Below are 17402 nucleotides of genomic sequence, written 5' to 3' on the forward strand. Positions count from 1 at the left end.
CTGGGAAGTTATTCAGTCATTAAGGTGTTTTATTTTGGATTTAGATTTTTGATATATAGGTAGAAAAAAATGGATAGGTATAAAGCATTGAAACTTTATTTTAATTTATAATTGTTGATCAGGCAGCTAAATTTCCCCAAATTAATTCACTACTTAAAACAATACTACAAATTCTTAATAAATAAGTAGGAGCCACCTGAAACAACAAAAACAAATCTGTACTAAAATCTATCGGAACATTAAAGTAATTTTAGGGTATCATTTTTTTGCAGTACACTAAATTCCTAAAAGCATAAGGAGTATTATTCCCAAGTTTTAATAGCGTCAACTGGCGCTGAAAGTAGTCTGTAAAGATTGATGTGATACTACTGCAAAAACTTATTTACAACTTTTTTTAGCGGTATTAGATGAATGATAGGAACTGTTTTTTGATTGATTTGCTAACATATTTTTATGTGTTTTTTTATTATGCTGCAAACTTGCGTTAGTTTTTTTTATTTTTTATGCACCTAAGTTAATAAATGAATTACAGCGAATTTATTTGCGAAAACAAAAGGAGTGTAACAAACCGTAGTGTAATTTTATAGGACGTGCTTTTATATTGGTTGGTAGCGTAAGGCTTGGATTTCTTAACTATAGTTAACTAGATTGGAAAACGAAGTGTTTACTTTTATGCTTTGAAACACGTACTAAAAACACAAATTAGAATGCAAGCAATTGAATATAAACAATACGGATCTCCAGAAGTTCTTCACCTAAGTCAGGTAGCAAAACCTTGTCCTAAGCCAAACGAGTTGTTAATTAGGGTTTATGCCACCACAGTAACGGGAGCTGACGTTATGATGAGAAAAGGTAAACCATATATAGGTCGATTTTACACTGGTTTAAAAAGACCAAAAAGAAGAATCCTTGGATTTGAGTTTGCTGGTGAGATTGTGGAGGTGGGTCAAGAGGTCACCTTGTTTAAGATTAAAGACAAGGTTTTTGGAGGAACCACTATGCTGGGCTGTTATGCAGAGTATGTCTGTGTAAATGAAAAAGATGTTGTAATTACGATGCCAAATAATAGTAGTTATGAGGAAGCAGCTCCTGTAAATGGAAGCGCTATCACCGTCATGAACTTTTTAAAGGGTTTAGGCAAAATTCAGAAAAATCATAAGGTTTTGATTAACGGCGCTTCAGGAGGGTTAGGGACCTATGCGATTCAAATTGCAAAGCATTTCGGGGGGGAAGTTACCGGAGTATGTAGCACCAATAATGTAGCGTTGGTAAAATTTTTGGGAGCCGACAAGGTGATTGACTATAGTGCGGAAGATTTTACGAAAAGCGGGGAACAATATGATATAATCTTTGACACAGTAGGTAAAAGATCATTTTCAGAATGTAAAAATTCACTCACGAAAAATGGTGTTTATCTTTCAGCAGTTCTTGATTTAACACTTTTTATGGAAATGATTTGGACTTCACTATTTAGTGGTAAAAAAGTAAAGTCTTCGGCAACAGGAATGCTTCCGGTTCAAGAACGCTTAAACTATTTTATTGAACTTAAAGAATTATTGGAGACAGAAAAAATTAAAACTGTTATTGATACTTGTTATCCATTATCACAAGTTGCAGAAGCCCATACTTACGTAGAAAAAGGGCACAAAAGAGGGAGCGTTGTAATTTGCGTTTAAGTTAAGGCCAAGGACTACTTATACTTTAGAAGAACCCTTTTCCTGATTCTACTCAATGATTCAGGTTTAACACCAATATAACTTGCCAATTGATATTGAGGAATTCTTTGAAATAAATCGGGCCTCGTTTTTAATAACTTTAGATAGCGTTGTTCGGGGGAATCAGTAAGATACGAAGTTAATAATTTCTTTTGCTCAGCAAAATCAGCTTCCACTATAATTCGCGACAGTGTTTCAAATCTTGGGAACCGTTTAAACATTTCCTGGGCTTGTTGTTCATTCCCAATACTCACAGTTGTATCTTCAACGCAAACCAGATTATGTACTACAAGTTTTTCCGTATTAAAGTTGCTGAGTGAAATTACCCATTGTTCTTCGGTAAAAAAATTAGTGGTTTTTTCTTCCCCGTCACTCACAATATACTCTCTGATACAACCTTCCAGAATAAAGTAGGTGTCAATAGATTGCTGTCCTTCTTCTAATAAAAGAGACCCTTTTTTGAATGTCTTAGTAACCATACTCTCGGAAATAGCTTTTGATTCTTCTTCTGAAAGAGTTGTCATTCTTGAAAAATAGTTTACAAATTTATTTTGCATAGTCGTCTTTTAGTTTGCCATTTAACACCTGTGTTATGTCAATGGTTGATAATAGCACAGAATTGTAGGTGTTTTAAGACCTTAATGCTGGTATTTCTGTAGGTGTTGTCCAATGATGAATTCTAGTACTAAAAATAATGAAATTCAATGAATTACGCAAATGTTTTAAGGGGTTTTTAATGCAAATAGCTTGTGATGCGATTGCTAAAAGTAGCAATGTGTTTCTCTTTGATTTATAATTTGAATGTTGCTTTAAAAGATACATAGGTAATGTCTTTGCCACTTCCTGTGGACATAGGATAGCTTCCTGCTTTAAAATAAGATGCATCAAAAGAGAAAGATAGATTTTTTGTTTGCTGGTAGATGGTTTCAACAACATAGAATGTACCCAAGGTTCTTTTAGTAGAACTAAAAAGAAAATTTGGTCTGGGTCTGTTTTGGACCATTCCTGGTGAATAAGTTCCGTCTTGATTGTTATTTCTTGCCAGAAAGAATAGTTGTGCCACAATGTTTAGTTTTTGGGTTGGATTTATTTTAAGGTACGGATATAAGCTTATTATGTTTGTAGATCCAATAGGTATTGCCAGGCCATAAGCAGGTTTGGCATACAATAAATTATAGGTATTTAATTTGTTGTCCCCGCTATTTTTATCTCCCGAAGCTGCATTGGCCGCAAAACCAATTATTCCCTTTTTAGCGGGCAGTAGCATTAAATTAACATCCGCTAAAATAGTATAGGCACTAATAGTTAAAGCATTGAATTTACCGGACTGATAAGCTCCTTCTATTTCAAAATTTAATGTCTTATAATTTGAAAATAAGCGCGTGCCAAAAGTTTGCCTGTTTTCAAATCCTGACTGATAGTTGTATTTTCTCAATTTGGATTGAAAATTAACAGCAAAATAATCCAATCCTATTTTACGATTAAAAAAATAGTGCGTTCCATAGATACCAATCAATCCTTCATTGAAGTGCTCATCATCAAAAGCATATTGTCTTGATATTACTTTTGAAACTGCAATGAAGTCAATTCCTCCGTTTTTAAATGAATTTTTAACTATGACTCCGTCAAAAGCTTGTCGCGTATTTGGACCTTCTCTCCCTGTTAATAACCGATGATTACCATAAAAGAATTCTTGTCTTCCTACTCTTAATTTCCAATGGTTTGATTTTATTTCAGCAAAGGCCTGATGCAGACTTAATTGATTTTCATCCATTTCTGGAACAACTGGACTGTCATTAAACAAACGGAGTGTATTGTTAAGCTGGACAAAGAATCGAAAATGATTGCCCAGGTCAATACTAGAATGCAGCAGAAGTCTATGAAGAAGTTGACTGCTGTTACTATCCGGATAGGTTGGTGGTACGTCTCCAAAGTTTATATTGTTGAAAACCTGAAACTGTTCGCGCAATTCGCCTCCAAAAGAAATATAATTTTTATCTCCTGCCGCAATATATTTCAGTTGATCAAGCCCTTGTTTAAGGCTGTCATTTTTTAAAAGCGAAAAGTCGTCATCCTGGCGCAATAGGCTGATTTTATTTTGCGCTAGAGTAGGAGCAACTACCATTGATAAGACAACCGTTATTCTGTAAATTAAATGATTAATTTTTTTCATAGGTAGTGTAGTCGGCTGGTTTTAGAACCCTCCGTCGATTGATTAAATTTAAATTTTTGATTACTGTAAGATTGGCTATAAAGTGTGCCTGCAACCCACATTTCGTGAAATTGCCGTTGTGAGTATGCGGTTTATTTTCAAATTTCTATTTCAGTTTTAAATATAGCTATACATCTCTTTTTATTTGAATCAATGTAGAGGCATCATTCTCAATAAGAAGGCTAAGTTTTACTAATGATATTGTATGTCTTATCCGGTTTCGTTACCAACCGATTTGTGTGAGAATTTATATTTTTAATTGCTTAGGTTCACTGATTGGAAGCTAATAACGTTTTCGAACTTTACATTTGGTTGTTTTTCAGAGTACAAAGCTCTGGTCACCCGGTCAACTAAATAAAAAAAGCCTTTTTGTATTTTTAGCAGTTTATTTTTTTTGTCGTGCATTTTTATAAATATCTGGATTGAAAAGTTCCATATATATTTCTGGTTTTGGCAATTTTGAAAATCCATATTTTTCATATAACCAGTCTGCTGTTGATGTTAATAAAATCCAGCGTCTCAAACCCTGTAAGTTAGGATGTTTCATAACAGTGTTCATAAGCTTTTTTGAAAGCCCTTTTCCACGGTAATTTTCTAATACATAAATGTCTCCTAAATATGCAATTGTGGAGAAGTCAGAGATTACTCTTGCAAATCCGATTTGCTTGTTTTGATGAAACAGCCCAAAATTAAGTGAGTTTTCAATAGAAATTTTGACTGATTCAATAGAAATATTATCACTCCAGCCCGAATAATTTGACAGGAAATCGTGAATTGATAAAACGTCCATTTTGGTTTTATCGGTCGTAATTATAAAGTCTTCAAAATTAACTTCTATTGTTTCCATTTTTTTATTTTCAATACGATTTTATTGGCGTTAGTGTGTTGTTATTCAGGTGTATTTCTATTTTTTTTATTTCATGTTTTAATCCCAAATTAACGGACGTTCTAGTCCAAAAGTTCTCATATATGACAAGATTTGCCCGGTATGAACTGATTCGTGATATGAAATTCTTAGCAAATATTCTTTCACTCCACGGTGAAACATAATCTCCAATATTCCCTCTTTCATTTACAATTTTATGAAACAAATGTTCTGCTTCCAAAATGTGTCTTATCATTTCAATTGTATTCATTGCTTCATTATCGGGTTTCCAAAAATAAATTTCTGGAGTAATTCCTGTTCAAAGTTTCAAACTTCGTCTTCTGATTTCTTCAAAATTTAGAATTATTATTTCATTTTGTGTCATATAGGAAAGTGATAATTAGCTGCAGTTATTTATTGAGTTATTCAATTTAATATTTATAATTTCTTTTCAAAATTTGTTACGGGATTTACGAAAAGCAGCGACTCTCTAAAAGGTATCGTTTATAATAGCATACGCAGCATCAAACGTATTTCTATTTGAACAATCTCCAGCTAAAAGTACCCAATTTTTTTTTCAGAAGCCGCCTAAAAATAAATTTTCACGATTACTTTTTTTAATGGTACTAATTCAACGGTCTCGCCTTTTAGAATTGCGGGCCTTTTTTTTGTTTTAGTAAGTTGGAATTCTCGATGTCAAATTGAAAACTTACAGTCAACCGCAGATCATTATCATATTAATAATGACCTATGGGTGCTGTCGCTTTCGCGTATTAAAATCAGTAAGGCTTTATTACTTGTCCTGTGTTGGCCCCGAACACGCTTTTGCGAAAGCCATATTCGAGTTGTTTCATTGTTACCGGAATTTCTCCAGGGAAAAAAGGAAAATATTGCGGAGAATTTTCTATAACAGTAGGACTCACAGCATTGATACGAACTCCGTTTTCGAGTTCAATTGCCGCTGCGCGTACAAATCCCTCAACCGCTCCGTTGGCGGCCGATGCATTTGCGAAATTTAATTGTGGTTCATGCGTTAAACCACCGGTGATCAATGTAAATGAGCCTTTAGGATTGATATAATGCTGCCCGATAAGTACCAAATTAATTTGTCCCATCATTTTTCCTTCGACTCCTTTTCTGAATTCCTTATCGGTCATTTTTTTCCAAGGCCCTACATAGGTTGGTCCTGCTGTTGATATAAGAGCATCAAATGGACCTGCTTTTTTGAAGAAATTTTCTATTTCTTCAGGTGAAGTAATATCAACTTGGACGTCTCCACTTTTGGAACCGACTCTTATTATTTCGTGATCTTTTTCAAATGCACTTACTAAGTGCGTTCCCATGGTACCTGATGCACCTACGATGATAATTTTCATTTTTTATGTTTATTTATTTAATTGATTAAGCAAAGGTAGATCCAGATGCAATCTGCGGGATAGGACAAAAATGAAGTTGAATAGGACTTATTTGAAATTGTGTGAACGCTGCAGGGGATAGGCTTTTTTAATGAATTTTTAGGCAATAGCTGTCCCGGTATTTTGTCATCAGGATAATAGAAATTAGCCTGCAATTTATAGTCTTTTCTTCTTGTCTTTAGTGTGAGCTATTTAGAGTAATTTATTTTTTTCTTCCGGCAAATCTAATCACAGATCCCTTTCCATTATGGTATTTTCCTTCGTCTAAAAGGACTTCTCTTTCCTCTAGTAATATTGTGTCATAGTTTTCAAAGTCAGCTGTTATTTCTGCTTTAGAAAATAACATAGCACTATCTTTTGGGCCTCCTACTTTTGAATTAAGTTCATTAAAGCGCAAGTGCTTTTTGCTAAAAGCCTCAAAAATAATTATGCCTCCTGGTTTGAGATATTCATTTAATTTTTTGTGAAAAAGTGCTTTTTTTTCGGCCGCAAAATGGGCATAGACCAATCCAATGGCATCAAATGATTCTTTTTTAAACTGAAGTTGTTCCAGATCTCCGACAATATAATCCAGAGTAGTGTGGTTCTCCTTTGCAAGTTCTAGTGCCTTTGATTTTCCTTCTACACTTAGATCAAAAGAAGTTACTTCCCAACCTAATTGTGCAGCAAAGACTCCGTTACGTCCTTCGCCATCCGCTGGCATCAATATAGTTCCAGGTTCAAATTTTTGAAGCCATTCTTTAAAAAAGACATTTGGACCTTTTCCATAGGAGTGACCCTGTTCTTTATAGCGATCATCCCACATATTTTTGTATGCATTATCCCAAGATTCATTCATAAGTCTTACTGTTAAAATTGTTCCAAAATCATTTTCTTGCTTGCGGTCATGCCAGCCGTTGTTCCCATTGCTACAGCATTTGCAACGGTACGAATACGGGTCGTATTATCGCCGCAGGCAAAAACACCAATAACCGTGGTTTCTTGAAAATGGTCAACCTTAATATAACCTTCGTCATTTAATTCGCATCCCAAAGATTGCGGAATGGGACAATGCTGCTCAAAGGAGTTACGTGAGTAGATTGCTTTCACGGAAGATTTGGTGCCGCCTGTGAAAATGATGTTTTGAAGATGGCCATTGGTATGTTCCAATCTTTCAACTTTCTTTTCTACTATTTTAATATGATGTTTCTCCAGTTTCTCCCTTTGCTCGACTGTCAATGTTGAGATTCCGTTGGTAAACAGCGTTAAATCATTTGTCCAATTAGAAATAAGCTTGGATAGCTCATAACCATATTCTCCATTGCCCAGAATGCCGGTTTTTTCATTCCTTACCTCGTATCCGTGACAATAAGGGCAATGCAGCACCGAAATACCCCAACAGGCTGAAAATCCGTCAATGTCAGGCATAGCATCTCTGATGCCCGTTGCAAAAATCAACTTGTTTGCCTGAAATATTTCACCTGATGCTACTTGGACTTCATAAAGATTATTCCTTTTTCTTCCACTAGTGGCTAAACTGTTTAAAAACGTTACTGTTTTATATATTTGTACTTGCTCTTTTCCAAGGTTTGCGATTTCTGTCGGGGTTTTTCCATCTTGTGTCAGGAAGTTATGCGAATGAGGTGTTTGCTCATTACAAGGCTTTTCGCTATCAATAATTAAAACCCGTTTTAATGCTCTTCCCAAAGCCATGCCTGCCGCAAGCCCTGAGTAACTTCCCCCAATGATAATTACATCAAATTGTTTGTTAGCTGTCATTCTAGTATATTTTGAAATTTTTGATAAAGGGAATAGTAAATTGAGTGCTGTAATTGCCAGTCCACTTTGCTTGATAAATTCACGTCTGGAAGAAGAGGATAAAGTTTCCTTTACAACTTTCAGCTTGGATTATTTTTGGTCACTTTTGTCTGAAAGAGACCGATGATAAAATCCACAAAAGGAACACCAATAAAAACGATCCAAGGAACTAGTGTTAACGTAAGGAATAACGTTTTTTGATACAAAGGTAAAACCAATGACGATTTTCCTAATAGATAAAGAAACACTGTAATGGAAGGGTAAATTACAACCCAGATCTTTATCGATGCAATTAATTTCATTTTTGTTTTCATACAGACTACTTTTTTGAATGTTTATATTCAGCAAAGGTATTACGAGATGAAATCTATAGGATAGGACAAAAATGAAGTTGAATAGGACTTATTTTAAATTGTGCCTGAATGCCTCGGGTGAATACCCGGTATTTTTTTTAAAAAACCTTATAAAATAGGAAATGTCTTCGTAACCCAGATGATCTGCTATTTGATTTACCTGATTAGATGTTGCAAGAAGTTGTCTTTTTGATTCTAAAATAATATATTCATTAATAAGTTCCGAAGGCGTTTTATGTAATGATTTCTTAGTAATAGCATTAAGTTGATACGTGGAGATGTTCAATAGCTCGGCGTATTGAGACACTTGTTTATTTTTAGTGATATTAGTCTCTAAAAGGTGTAAAAATTTCTCTAATTGTTCTTGTGAGTATGGGTTACTATCAGTAGAAGCAATTGTCTTATTTTGTCGATGTCTAACAAGCTCAATTAAGAAAATACTAAGATTTGATTTTATAACCTCCTGGTATTCTTCTTGTTTTTCTATAAACTCTTTGAGAATATAAGCCAAAATGGCATCCAGTTTTTTAAATCCAATGCTATCAAGGTTGCAAAAAACCAGATGACTTACCTTGCGTAAAAGCTCTTGTGATAATTTGTTTTGAGAATAAAAAAAATCGCTCTTAAATTGAAGTAAATATCCGGCACTTCCAGCTTTCAACGTAAGCTGATGCACCTGTCCCGGGCGCATTAAGAATACAGAATGGTCCTGAACTTCATAATGTGTAAAGTCTATCTCATGAGAACCCTGTCCCTTTTTCAAAACTAGTATATAAAAGAAATCATGCCTGTGAAGCTCCTGAATCAGGTCCTTTCCATCCAGCAACTCCTCAATATCCCTTATACTAAAGCTCCCAGATAAGTTGGGTTCTTTCTGGATTTCATGAATATGCCTTATTGGAATTTTTTCCATTTTTGTTTGATTCTCGGCGGATTGGAAAGCTGATAAATTTTTACAAAGGAAGCGAAACCTTTTTTAATTACCAAAGTTCAGCTATAGGAAGTGTTCCGTTTATCGATTGTGATCTTAGTTATATGGGGCACTTAAAATTGTGTCGTAGCTAAAGTATGCGCATTTTACCAAGAGATGTTGTATGATCGGTTTTATTAAATGAACGTTAATAAGTAGTTTGTTTCTGTTTTAAAATTAAATTTGACAGGTAAAATCGTAAATTTGCAAAATGAAATTGTTCAAGGACTTTACCTCATTTAACGAATATGTGGGCCTGCCAAAACCATTGGACAGCAACCTCGATATTGGCTATTATGATCCCAAAATAATGCGCCTGCAATCAGAGCCGGTGATGGTAGATTTTTACCGTATTTCTATTAAGGCTAACTTTACAGATAAATCCGTTCCTAATCCAAAGCCCATCACAGCAGTTTTTTTTAATAGCCCTGAACGAGCCAATGGTTGGGATATAGAGCCAACTTACAACGGTATGTATGTTCAATTGTCAAAAACACTTATTGAAGAAAACCGTTTTCTTTTCAAACATTATTTAGATTATGGCGAACACGAGGCACTAATTTTAACTGAAAAAGAAGAACTGGAAATTAGAACTATTTTTAATCTAATGTTCCAATATTATGATTCAAAGCACGAACATTTTGAAATACTGCTGTCCTATGTTCATGTACTGATATCTTTGGTTGAAGCATTTTACAAAAGACAATTTGATACCAATCCCAAGCAATACAATCGCATTTTATCTGATTTTCAACAATTGTTGAACGAATATTATGATCAGCCCATTAAGCAGTTACCAACTGTTTATTATTTTGCTAATCAATTAAAATTAACACCGAACTATTTGGGCGACATTATCAAACATTTTTCTGGTAAATCGGCTCTTGAAACGATACATGAAGTCATTATTAAAAAAGCCAAAGAATTGTTAGAAGGACGGACCGATTTAAACAATACTGAAATTGGCTATGAACTCGGCTTTGAATATCCTAATTACTTTGCCAAGTTTTTTAAAAAACACCTGAACCTTACACCAAAAGAATACCGTAAAAGCGTTCGAAAAGTAAAGTAATAATTGTACTGTATCAGTAAAATGATTCCTTTTTTTTAGTAGTCTGTGTCCTTAAGCAACAAAGCTAATTTTTAATTTTGTCCCGTAATTAAATGGAAACAAAATGAAAACAAAAATCGTAGTTCTGGCACTACTAACTATGTTAACAGCAGGATATAGTATATCGGCTCAAACAGCTTCCTTTTCAAGGGTAACATTCAAAAACGGGAGCCTGAAAATTAATAAAAATCGATTTTAAATATGAAAAACGTAAAAAAAGTATTACTAATCAATACCCATTTAATCTATCCCAATTGGACAGAGGGAACCTTAAACAATGCCTTTATTCAAATCGCGAGGGATTTCTTTATTTCAAAATCCTATGAAGTAATAGAAACAAAAATACAGGAAGGCTATAATCCAGAAGAAGAAGTGGAAAAACATTTACAGGCCGATATTGTTATTTTGCAAACTCCCATAAACTGGTTTGGCGCACCATGGATATACAAAAAATATGTGGACGAAGTCTTTAATAGTGGGCTTAACAGTCAAAAATTCCTTTCCGGCGACGGGAGAACAAGAGAAGATGTAACAAAACAATATGGTACGGGTGGCAAAATGCAAGGAAAAAAATTTATGATTACTGCAACTTGGAATGCTCCTGCCGAAGCTTTTGAGAACTCAAATCAAATGCTAATGAAAGGAAAAAGTACTGCTGATTTGTTCTTAAACATAAGCAGCAACTACCGATTCTGTGGTTTTGATATTTTGCCGGATTACAATTGTTTCGACATTTTTAAAAGCGCTCAAATTGAAGAAGACTTACAAAATTATCCGTCACATTTATCAGATGCCTTAATTTTTTAAAACGTATTGTCAGTAATATCATGACTAAAATTTAGAGATGATATTACATTGTCGTGACACTGTCACGACAATGTAAATGATTATAGTTTTGCAATTTGATTTTCCCTGTAAGAATTGGGAGACCAATATTGACTAGGATTTACAGATTTTGAGATACAAGATAAGTGCAATTTATATCAAAATAAAAAGAGCAAAACTTTAACCATTACTTCAATTGGAAGACATTAATCTGTAGTAATGTTTTTTTTGAGAATTCTAGTGGATGATCTCACAGAACGACCCTATTTGTTGCAAATGTCTCTCGGTTTGGTATTTATTAAAGTTATCCCATTTTGGAGGAGAACTTGTTTTTTGTCCGTACATGGAATCCAGACAAACATTGTTATCTTTGTATTTATCATGTAAAACAGCCAAAATTTTAAAGAAAAATTGATCTAGCATTACGATAGCTTCAAATTCTGATTTTAGTGTATTATAATTACTATCTGATGGATTTAATAGTTTCAGTAAATCTAGAACTTCGTTCTTTTCAGCTTCATTGATTTCAGCTAAATAACCCATTTTTAAAGTTTTAAAAACCAAATTATTCCAAGCCACACTATCGTGTCCCCATTGAATATTGGGTAGATTTAAAGAATGCTCACAAATTAGAATAATGGAAAAAAGAACATCATTTAAGTACTCTGCCGGAAACTCGTCAAAGCTTCTGAATTCAAAACCGCTTTGGTACATTTTTTCCTGATTAAAATCAAGACCCACATCTGAAAGCAATTCATATTCCATGTCTACTTCAATCTGATCTCGCCACCAGATATTTTCTTCTTTTTCAAATTTCAGCAGTTTTCTAAAATCATCTACTTTATACGTTAGAATTTTACCTTTTGGCATCGATTTATTAAAAGTTCCTACGCCAATGTAACGAGACATAGCATTTCTCATAGAACCCAAAGTAAATTTTTTGTCCAAACTGTACGTATCACTGATCACTCCCATAATGTCAGGACTTCCAAGAGTTGCTATAAAAAATGGCTCAAACCATTGTAATAAATAAATGGCGTTGGCGTGTGTTTTATCAAAAGCATTGTAATCCACAATCCTACTGTCTTCAGTTAATGACGGTAAAGTAATATGAAAATGGTACGTTCCATTGTTAAACAAAACGAGGTTTTCCTGATTAGTCATGAACATATTAAGACCATTGTTGTAATCGGGAAAATTTAATTTCCCATTTAGCACAGATGATTCATTGATTTTATCGAGGAATAGCTTTTTGGTAGCTTTTAGTTCTTTGCACGAATCAGCTATCGTTCGGTTTTCAAAATATTTGGTCACAAATTCAATAGAATCTCCATCAAAATGTACCGACCCCATCGTTTTGTTTCTTTGGGTAATCATACTTTGAATATTGTACGGTTGATCCTCAAGGAAAAGCTCCATAATTGATTTTCCTAGATATTCAGGATTTTCAAGTGGCTGTGGGTTTACTTCAGTTGTTTCTGGGGTAGCAACTACTGTTTTTACTGCCGATAATGTTTTGTGCTGATAATTTATATCCAGTTTTTCAAGCGAATGACTATTCATCATTCGGCTCACTTTATAATTTTCATTCATGCCAAAAGCTTTTTTCAGCAAAGGAGCTAAGCTGTCAGGTTTATAGCATTTTCTATAGTCAATACTGTATTTCTCAAAACCAATTTTTTCTTGTATAAATTCACCAGAAACTACTAGGGATTCTTCAAATTGCATGTAGGTTTCGTTTTCTAATCCTATTCCCCAATAATATTTTTTTGTCTGATTGTCTTTCATTTATACTACTTTTCTTTTTTTATGGTTTATTGAACTTTTTAAAGTCATTATTTTTATTCGGAAATACGAATCTAATCTATTAGAAATCAAAGGGAAGAAATCTTTTAATGGGTCTAAAACTGGATTGTTTTAGATCCATTAAAAAGTTTCATATTACTTTTTAAATTATAGGAATTTAAATTTCAGTCTCAGAAATTTTGCACTTGTATCGACTGAAAGATTGATAAACAAGCAAAATTTTATAATGGGGTTATAAAATTACTATTATCACTTTTTATATCAATGATTTAAGCTGACGAATAGCCCAATTACAACTTTTACAATTCTTGTTTTTTCCAAGTTGCAAAAGTAGTTCTTTATTGTGTCATTTCCAAGTAGTTAACATGCTGACAATCAATAAAGGTTTTGGATGTCTGAACAATCGGGTTAATTGTTTTTGTTTATTCATGGTAATAAAAAACATAAGAGGAATATAACGCATCATTCCACCAATCTTTTCTAACATCCGAAAAGTAATTGTAATTCAACTTTCCTGCTTGTGATTGCAGTGGATACACTACTATGCCATTCTCTCGATACGCTTTATTCAAATCCGTTTCGGGAACAACAGGAACAATATGTCCAGAGAGTCCTTTTTCTTTTCTTTTGGCGCAAATTATTCCAATTCCGCCAGTGGCATTCACTTTATTTTGAATTTCATCAGCAGTAAGCATTCTTTTCCAACCAAAACTGGCGCCCCATTGTAAGAACCAATCGTGTATGGCACTGGAGTAAATGCGATCAACAGTTTGCTCAAAAATAGCTTCTATTTCCTGTCCCTGCACTATTTTTTCCAGAGCTTCATCCGTCCACCAAACTGTGGGAAGATACACTTTACAGAAATAACAATAATCGTAAGAGTACACATTGCAATAAGTATCTTCTACTGTTCTTTGATACCTGACATTTGTAGCAACATCCAGTTTGTCAATGAGTCGGGCAATACTTTCTTTTTTACTGGCAGAATCAGTCAGATCTCTAAATGGAATACTGGAATCTGCGATAGGTTTTTCCTTCATTTCCATAGAATCTAACTGAGATTCCGGATCGGGTAGTAAATCGGCTTTCATTATTTGACTATTCGGTATTGGATTATCACCCAGAGGTAACGATGCTACTGATATAGGATATTTTTCCATCTTGACTACTTAAAATTAATTGGCCTAACGCTGCAGGAATTGACTATTCGCACAACGTAATTTTGTCAACCAGAAAGTAAATATAGGGATTTATGCTTTCCAAAGAGTTATAGAAAAAGACAAATTATCGAAAACAGTACGATTAATTAAGTTGGTTTAGGTTCTGTCGTATCTAAGGGTAAGATTAATTTTGGAGTTAAAAATCGTTCCATTTTGAATACTAAAGATCATTGTTATACGAAGTATATTATTCTATATGCAGTGTATTTTATCTTGTAGAGAATAAAACAGCAACAATAGCGTTCTTAAACAAAACTATATTATGGGCTTATTTGATTTTATGATAGTGGAGATAGCTATGGATTTAGGGACGGCTAATACTTTAATAATTTATGATGGAAAAATTGTGGTGGACAGTCCTTCGATGGTGGCCAGGGATATTAGAAACGGGAAAATTATTGCTGTAGGTAAAGAGGCCAGTTTAATGCAGGGTAAGACACATGAGAATATTAAAACAATCCGACCGCTTAAAGACGGGGTTATTGCAGATTTTGATGCCTCAGAGAAAATGATCAGTTGGTTTATAAAAAACATACCTGAATTAAAGAAAAATTTTTTCACTCCCGCACTGAGAATGGTTGTATGTATTCCCAGTGGTATTACCGAGGTAGAAATGAGAGCCGTAAAGGAGTCCTGCGAACGGGTAAACGGGAAAGAAGTGTATTTAATTCATGAGCCTATGGCTGCTGCTATCGGAATGGGTTTAGATGTGATGGAGCCTAAGGGAATTATCGTCGTTGATATAGGAGGAGGGACTACGGAAATTGCGGTTATTGCACTCGGAGGAATAGTTTGTGACAAATCCATAAAAATTGCTGGGGACGTTTTTACCAATGATATATTGTTTTATATGAGAACGCAGCATAATTTGTATGTTGGAGACGCTTCTGCTGAGAGAATAAAAATTGATGTTGGCGCTGCAATGGAAGAACTTGAGGATGCTCCTGATGATATAACGGTCAGGGGAAGAGATCTTCTTACCGGGAAGCCTAAAGAGGTCAGCATTGCCTCTAGGGAAATTGCAAGAGCTTTGGATAAATCAATACAGAGAATTGAAGACGCTATTATGGTAACGCTTTCATTGACACCACCAGAACTGGCTGCTGATATTTATAATACAGGCTTGTATCTTGCGGGGGGAGGGGCAATGCTGCGCGGTCTTGATAAAAGGATTTCGCAAAAGACGGATTTGCCAGTTTATATTGCGGAAGATCCTTTAAAAGCTGTGGTTAGAGGTACCGGTGCTGTCTTAAAAGATATTCCTAAATATAAAAGGGTACTGATAAAATAAGCTCAATATTGCATCTATAACATTGATCTTTAGTGCCTAATTCGACAAAATTTTGTTGGATGTATTGAAAGAGGCAGTTCAAAATTGAACTGCCTCTAATAATATTACAATTTTTGAAAAATATCTAATTGAAATATTTCGTAATGTATGTAAGAAGATTTTCATCATTCATTTTATTTGACGTACTTTCACTTGCTACTGCGTTTTTATATTGTGGAGTTTCCGTTAAATAATTTATAAACTGTTCTTGGCTTTGCCCCGTTCCAGTTATATGAATTTGATCAATGTTGGGCATCTTACTGGTAATCTCTTTAAAAAATTTTTGTGTTAAGCTAATTTCTTGATTGTTTGAAGTTTTTTCATTCGAATTATTATCCGGTCCTGCATTTTTTACATGTCCGAGTATCACAAATTCTCCATTATCAACATTTTCTTTTCCTACGATTGTTGCGTTGTGTGAATCCATCCAAACTCCAAACGACTTTTTGTTTTTATCTGACATATTTTTATATTTTAATAAAGATAACCTTCTATAAACTAAAATAGGAGTTTTTGTGTAAAGATTATGATTTACCGTAACATAAGATTGACCGCAATATTGGCAATAATAAATCCATTATTCGATTTGCAAAATGGATTATCCCCGCTGCGATGCACTAAGCAACACCAGCCGTAACTTAGTTTACATTGTAGTTAAAAATGCTGCGGATGGAATGGCTGGTTTTTAGGATTGTAACCATTTGTCCGTGATTTTTTGAATGTGTTTTTTGATTTTTTCTGCTTTTTTGAAAAGGTTTTTTTTTTCCAGGTAGCAATTTATGGGATTGATCCTTTATAAACATCCTTTGTTCACTTTACTCAAATAACCAAAATCGGTATCTGAATGCTGCAAATTTATTTTCGTAAATCATTAAGAAAATTGTTTTCTATACTCCGATGGGCTAATTCCTTTAAACTTTTTGAACGCCCTATTTAAATGACTTTCATCGGTGTAATTTAATTCGTAGGCAATTTCATTAATACGCATATCGCTATGTAATAATCTAGTTTCTATCAAACGTAACTTGTAATTGGAGATATAGCCTTGCAAGGTTTCTCCTGTTTGTTTCTTAAAATATTTCCCGAGATAATGGATCGAAATACTAAAATGTATACTCAGTTTTTCGGCTTTTAGCATTTCGGGTTCAAATATATTTTGCTGAATATAGTGTAATATTTCAAGTACGGTTTCACCGGTATTTTCTTTTATGTTTTTAGGCAATTTTAAGGCAATATTTCTAGCTACAATAATGATCATAGTATTTACAATTTGCTCTATGATTTTATGATGATATAATTGCTCATTTTCTAATTCATTAAGAATACTTTCAACTAATAAAGCTATGAAAGGTTTGTCTACTTTGTTTTTCATAATACAACCAGGGCGATGACTTGCATTTTGAAGAATATAATTCATATGTTGTATAGTATCCTTTTCTTTATTGGCTTTTGGAGTAATAAAAGAATCTTCAAAGCGAAGAAAAAAGAATTTTGTACGTGTTACTATCTCAAAAGAGTGTACATCCTGCGGTGTTATTAAAAACAAATTCCCTTTGCGATAATTAAACTTATTATTACCAATAAATTGAACTCCCGTTCCATCAATAATATAAATTAATTTAAAGAAATTATTCACTTCCAATACTTTAGGAAAACTATCCAATTCTTTAACATCAACTTCAAATGGGTGGTATAGATTTACGTTTTTCATTTTGCAAATTTACTGAATTAGTGCGAAAATATACAATTTTAGAATAGTATTAACAGTATAAATTTGCAGTAT

Annotated in this window: 18 protein-coding genes; 5 read left to right on the plus strand and 13 right to left on the minus strand. The window is 33.9% G+C overall.

The features are described 5' to 3' along the window. The first annotated feature begins 707 nt into the window (after positions 1 to 707). Positions 708 to 1676 carry an NAD(P)-dependent alcohol dehydrogenase gene (locus tag ACNQGN_RS06315; RefSeq protein WP_417986998.1) on the plus strand — a complete coding sequence of 323 codons (969 nt, stop codon included), beginning with the start codon at positions 708 to 710 and terminating at the stop codon, positions 1674 to 1676. A 14-nt stretch (positions 1677 to 1690) separates the two neighbouring features. Here the strand turns inward: ACNQGN_RS06315 and ACNQGN_RS06320 are convergent, their stop codons facing one another. The 9 genes from ACNQGN_RS06320 to ACNQGN_RS06360 form a co-directional block, all read right to left on the minus strand. Further along, complete coding sequence (locus tag ACNQGN_RS06320; RefSeq protein ID WP_417986999.1) at positions 1691 to 2272, minus strand: Crp/Fnr family transcriptional regulator; 582 nt, start codon at positions 2270 to 2272, stop codon at positions 1691 to 1693. Between the two features lie 233 nt (positions 2273 to 2505). Beyond that, complete coding sequence (locus ACNQGN_RS06325; RefSeq protein WP_417987000.1) at positions 2506 to 3888, minus strand: alginate export family protein; 1383 nt, start codon at positions 3886 to 3888, stop codon at positions 2506 to 2508. A gap of 424 nt (positions 3889 to 4312) precedes the next feature. Beyond that, positions 4313 to 4774, minus strand: coding sequence for a GNAT family N-acetyltransferase (locus ACNQGN_RS06330; RefSeq protein WP_417987001.1), 462 nt, complete (start codon positions 4772 to 4774; stop codon positions 4313 to 4315). A 10-nt stretch (positions 4775 to 4784) separates the two neighbouring features. Continuing rightward, a complete protein-coding gene (locus ACNQGN_RS06335; RefSeq protein ID WP_417987002.1) occupies positions 4785 to 5048 on the minus strand; it encodes a hypothetical protein in 264 nt (87 codons plus the stop codon). A gap of 523 nt (positions 5049 to 5571) precedes the next feature. Beyond that, positions 5572 to 6168 carry a short chain dehydrogenase gene (locus tag ACNQGN_RS06340; protein ID WP_417987003.1) on the minus strand — a complete coding sequence of 199 codons (597 nt, stop codon included), beginning with the start codon at positions 6166 to 6168 and terminating at the stop codon, positions 5572 to 5574. A gap of 241 nt (positions 6169 to 6409) precedes the next feature. Next, positions 6410 to 7045: a class I SAM-dependent methyltransferase gene (locus tag ACNQGN_RS06345; protein ID WP_417987004.1), complete on the minus strand. Its 636-nt coding sequence runs from the start codon at positions 7043 to 7045 to the stop codon at positions 6410 to 6412. Positions 7046 to 7056: 11 nt separating this feature from the next. Further along, positions 7057 to 7965, minus strand: coding sequence for an NAD(P)/FAD-dependent oxidoreductase (locus tag ACNQGN_RS06350; protein WP_417987005.1), 909 nt, complete (start codon positions 7963 to 7965; stop codon positions 7057 to 7059). Positions 7966 to 8084: 119 nt separating this feature from the next. Beyond that, positions 8085 to 8318: a putative antibiotic biosynthesis monooxygenase gene (locus ACNQGN_RS06355; RefSeq protein ID WP_417987006.1), complete on the minus strand. Its 234-nt coding sequence runs from the start codon at positions 8316 to 8318 to the stop codon at positions 8085 to 8087. Positions 8319 to 8406: 88 nt separating this feature from the next. Beyond that, positions 8407 to 9270, minus strand: coding sequence for an AraC family transcriptional regulator (locus tag ACNQGN_RS06360; protein ID WP_417987007.1), 864 nt, complete (start codon positions 9268 to 9270; stop codon positions 8407 to 8409). Positions 9271 to 9538: 268 nt separating this feature from the next. On the opposite strand from ACNQGN_RS06360, the gene ACNQGN_RS06365 reads away from it, so the two are divergent. The 3 genes from ACNQGN_RS06365 to ACNQGN_RS06375 all read left to right on the plus strand — a co-directional run bounded on the left by ACNQGN_RS06365 (position 9539) and on the right by ACNQGN_RS06375 (position 11245). Further along, positions 9539 to 10399: an AraC family transcriptional regulator gene (locus tag ACNQGN_RS06365; RefSeq protein ID WP_417987008.1), complete on the plus strand. Its 861-nt coding sequence runs from the start codon at positions 9539 to 9541 to the stop codon at positions 10397 to 10399. Between the two features lie 103 nt (positions 10400 to 10502). Continuing rightward, a complete protein-coding gene (locus ACNQGN_RS06370) occupies positions 10503 to 10637 on the plus strand; it encodes a hypothetical protein (RefSeq protein WP_417987009.1) in 135 nt (44 codons plus the stop codon). Positions 10638 to 10639: 2 nt separating this feature from the next. After that, entirely contained in the window at positions 10640 to 11245 is a 606-nt protein-coding gene (locus ACNQGN_RS06375) for an NAD(P)H-dependent oxidoreductase (protein WP_417987010.1), read from the plus strand. 255 nt (positions 11246 to 11500) lie between these two features. Here the strand turns inward: ACNQGN_RS06375 and ACNQGN_RS06380 are convergent, their stop codons facing one another. Both ACNQGN_RS06380 and ACNQGN_RS06385 read right to left on the minus strand, forming a co-directional pair. Next, complete coding sequence (locus ACNQGN_RS06380; RefSeq protein ID WP_417987011.1) at positions 11501 to 13051, minus strand: hypothetical protein; 1551 nt, start codon at positions 13049 to 13051, stop codon at positions 11501 to 11503. Positions 13052 to 13491: 440 nt separating this feature from the next. Beyond that, the gene (locus ACNQGN_RS06385) at positions 13492 to 14229 is read right to left on the minus strand and encodes a hypothetical protein (RefSeq protein ID WP_417987012.1); all 738 of its coding nucleotides are present in this window, start codon (positions 14227 to 14229) and stop codon (positions 13492 to 13494) included. A 322-nt stretch (positions 14230 to 14551) separates the two neighbouring features. Here ACNQGN_RS06385 and ACNQGN_RS06390 point away from each other — a divergent pair, with 322 nt between their 5' ends. Continuing rightward, positions 14552 to 15580, plus strand: coding sequence for a rod shape-determining protein (locus ACNQGN_RS06390; RefSeq protein WP_417987013.1), 1029 nt, complete (start codon positions 14552 to 14554; stop codon positions 15578 to 15580). Positions 15581 to 15704: 124 nt separating this feature from the next. Here the strand turns inward: ACNQGN_RS06390 and ACNQGN_RS06395 are convergent, their stop codons facing one another. Together ACNQGN_RS06395 and ACNQGN_RS06400 are read right to left on the minus strand one after the other, a co-directional pair. Next, positions 15705 to 16082 (minus strand): hypothetical protein, encoded by a 378-nt coding sequence (locus ACNQGN_RS06395; RefSeq protein ID WP_417987014.1) that lies wholly within the window; start codon positions 16080 to 16082, stop codon positions 15705 to 15707. 408 nt (positions 16083 to 16490) lie between these two features. After that, positions 16491 to 17330 (minus strand): AraC family transcriptional regulator, encoded by an 840-nt coding sequence (locus ACNQGN_RS06400; RefSeq protein WP_417987015.1) that lies wholly within the window; start codon positions 17328 to 17330, stop codon positions 16491 to 16493. Positions 17331 to 17402: the final 72 nt, after the last annotated feature.

This window comes from Flavobacterium rhamnosi (assembly GCF_048286515.1).
Classification (GTDB): Bacteria; Bacteroidota; Bacteroidia; order Flavobacteriales; family Flavobacteriaceae; genus Flavobacterium.

What these genes read in the sequence shown, in the direction of transcription:
- ACNQGN_RS06315 (WP_417986998.1), top strand. Translation starts at nt 708, where the DNA reads ATGCAAGCAATTGAATATAAACAATACGGATCTCCAGAAGTTCTTCAC.
- ACNQGN_RS06320 (WP_417986999.1), bottom strand. Translation starts at nt 2,272, where the DNA reads ATGCAAAATAAATTTGTAAACTATTTTTCAAGAATGACAACTCTTTCA.
- ACNQGN_RS06325 (WP_417987000.1), bottom strand. Translation starts at nt 3,888, where the DNA reads ATGAAAAAAATTAATCATTTAATTTACAGAATAACGGTTGTCTTATCA.
- ACNQGN_RS06330 (WP_417987001.1), bottom strand. Translation starts at nt 4,774, where the DNA reads ATGGAAACAATAGAAGTTAATTTTGAAGACTTTATAATTACGACCGAT.
- ACNQGN_RS06335 (WP_417987002.1), bottom strand. Translation starts at nt 5,048, where the DNA reads ATGATAAGACACATTTTGGAAGCAGAACATTTGTTTCATAAAATTGTA.
- ACNQGN_RS06340 (WP_417987003.1), bottom strand. Translation starts at nt 6,168, where the DNA reads ATGAAAATTATCATCGTAGGTGCATCAGGTACCATGGGAACGCACTTA.
- ACNQGN_RS06345 (WP_417987004.1), bottom strand. Translation starts at nt 7,045, where the DNA reads ATGAATGAATCTTGGGATAATGCATACAAAAATATGTGGGATGATCGC.
- ACNQGN_RS06350 (WP_417987005.1), bottom strand. Translation starts at nt 7,965, where the DNA reads ATGACAGCTAACAAACAATTTGATGTAATTATCATTGGGGGAAGTTAC.
- ACNQGN_RS06355 (WP_417987006.1), bottom strand. Translation starts at nt 8,318, where the DNA reads ATGAAAACAAAAATGAAATTAATTGCATCGATAAAGATCTGGGTTGTA.
- ACNQGN_RS06360 (WP_417987007.1), bottom strand. Translation starts at nt 9,270, where the DNA reads ATGGAAAAAATTCCAATAAGGCATATTCATGAAATCCAGAAAGAACCC.
- ACNQGN_RS06365 (WP_417987008.1), top strand. Translation starts at nt 9,539, where the DNA reads ATGAAATTGTTCAAGGACTTTACCTCATTTAACGAATATGTGGGCCTG.
- ACNQGN_RS06370 (WP_417987009.1), top strand. Translation starts at nt 10,503, where the DNA reads ATGAAAACAAAAATCGTAGTTCTGGCACTACTAACTATGTTAACAGCA.
- ACNQGN_RS06375 (WP_417987010.1), top strand. Translation starts at nt 10,640, where the DNA reads ATGAAAAACGTAAAAAAAGTATTACTAATCAATACCCATTTAATCTAT.
- ACNQGN_RS06380 (WP_417987011.1), bottom strand. Translation starts at nt 13,051, where the DNA reads ATGAAAGACAATCAGACAAAAAAATATTATTGGGGAATAGGATTAGAA.
- ACNQGN_RS06385 (WP_417987012.1), bottom strand. Translation starts at nt 14,229, where the DNA reads ATGGAAAAATATCCTATATCAGTAGCATCGTTACCTCTGGGTGATAAT.
- ACNQGN_RS06390 (WP_417987013.1), top strand. Translation starts at nt 14,552, where the DNA reads ATGGGCTTATTTGATTTTATGATAGTGGAGATAGCTATGGATTTAGGG.
- ACNQGN_RS06395 (WP_417987014.1), bottom strand. Translation starts at nt 16,082, where the DNA reads ATGTCAGATAAAAACAAAAAGTCGTTTGGAGTTTGGATGGATTCACAC.
- ACNQGN_RS06400 (WP_417987015.1), bottom strand. Translation starts at nt 17,330, where the DNA reads ATGAAAAACGTAAATCTATACCACCCATTTGAAGTTGATGTTAAAGAA.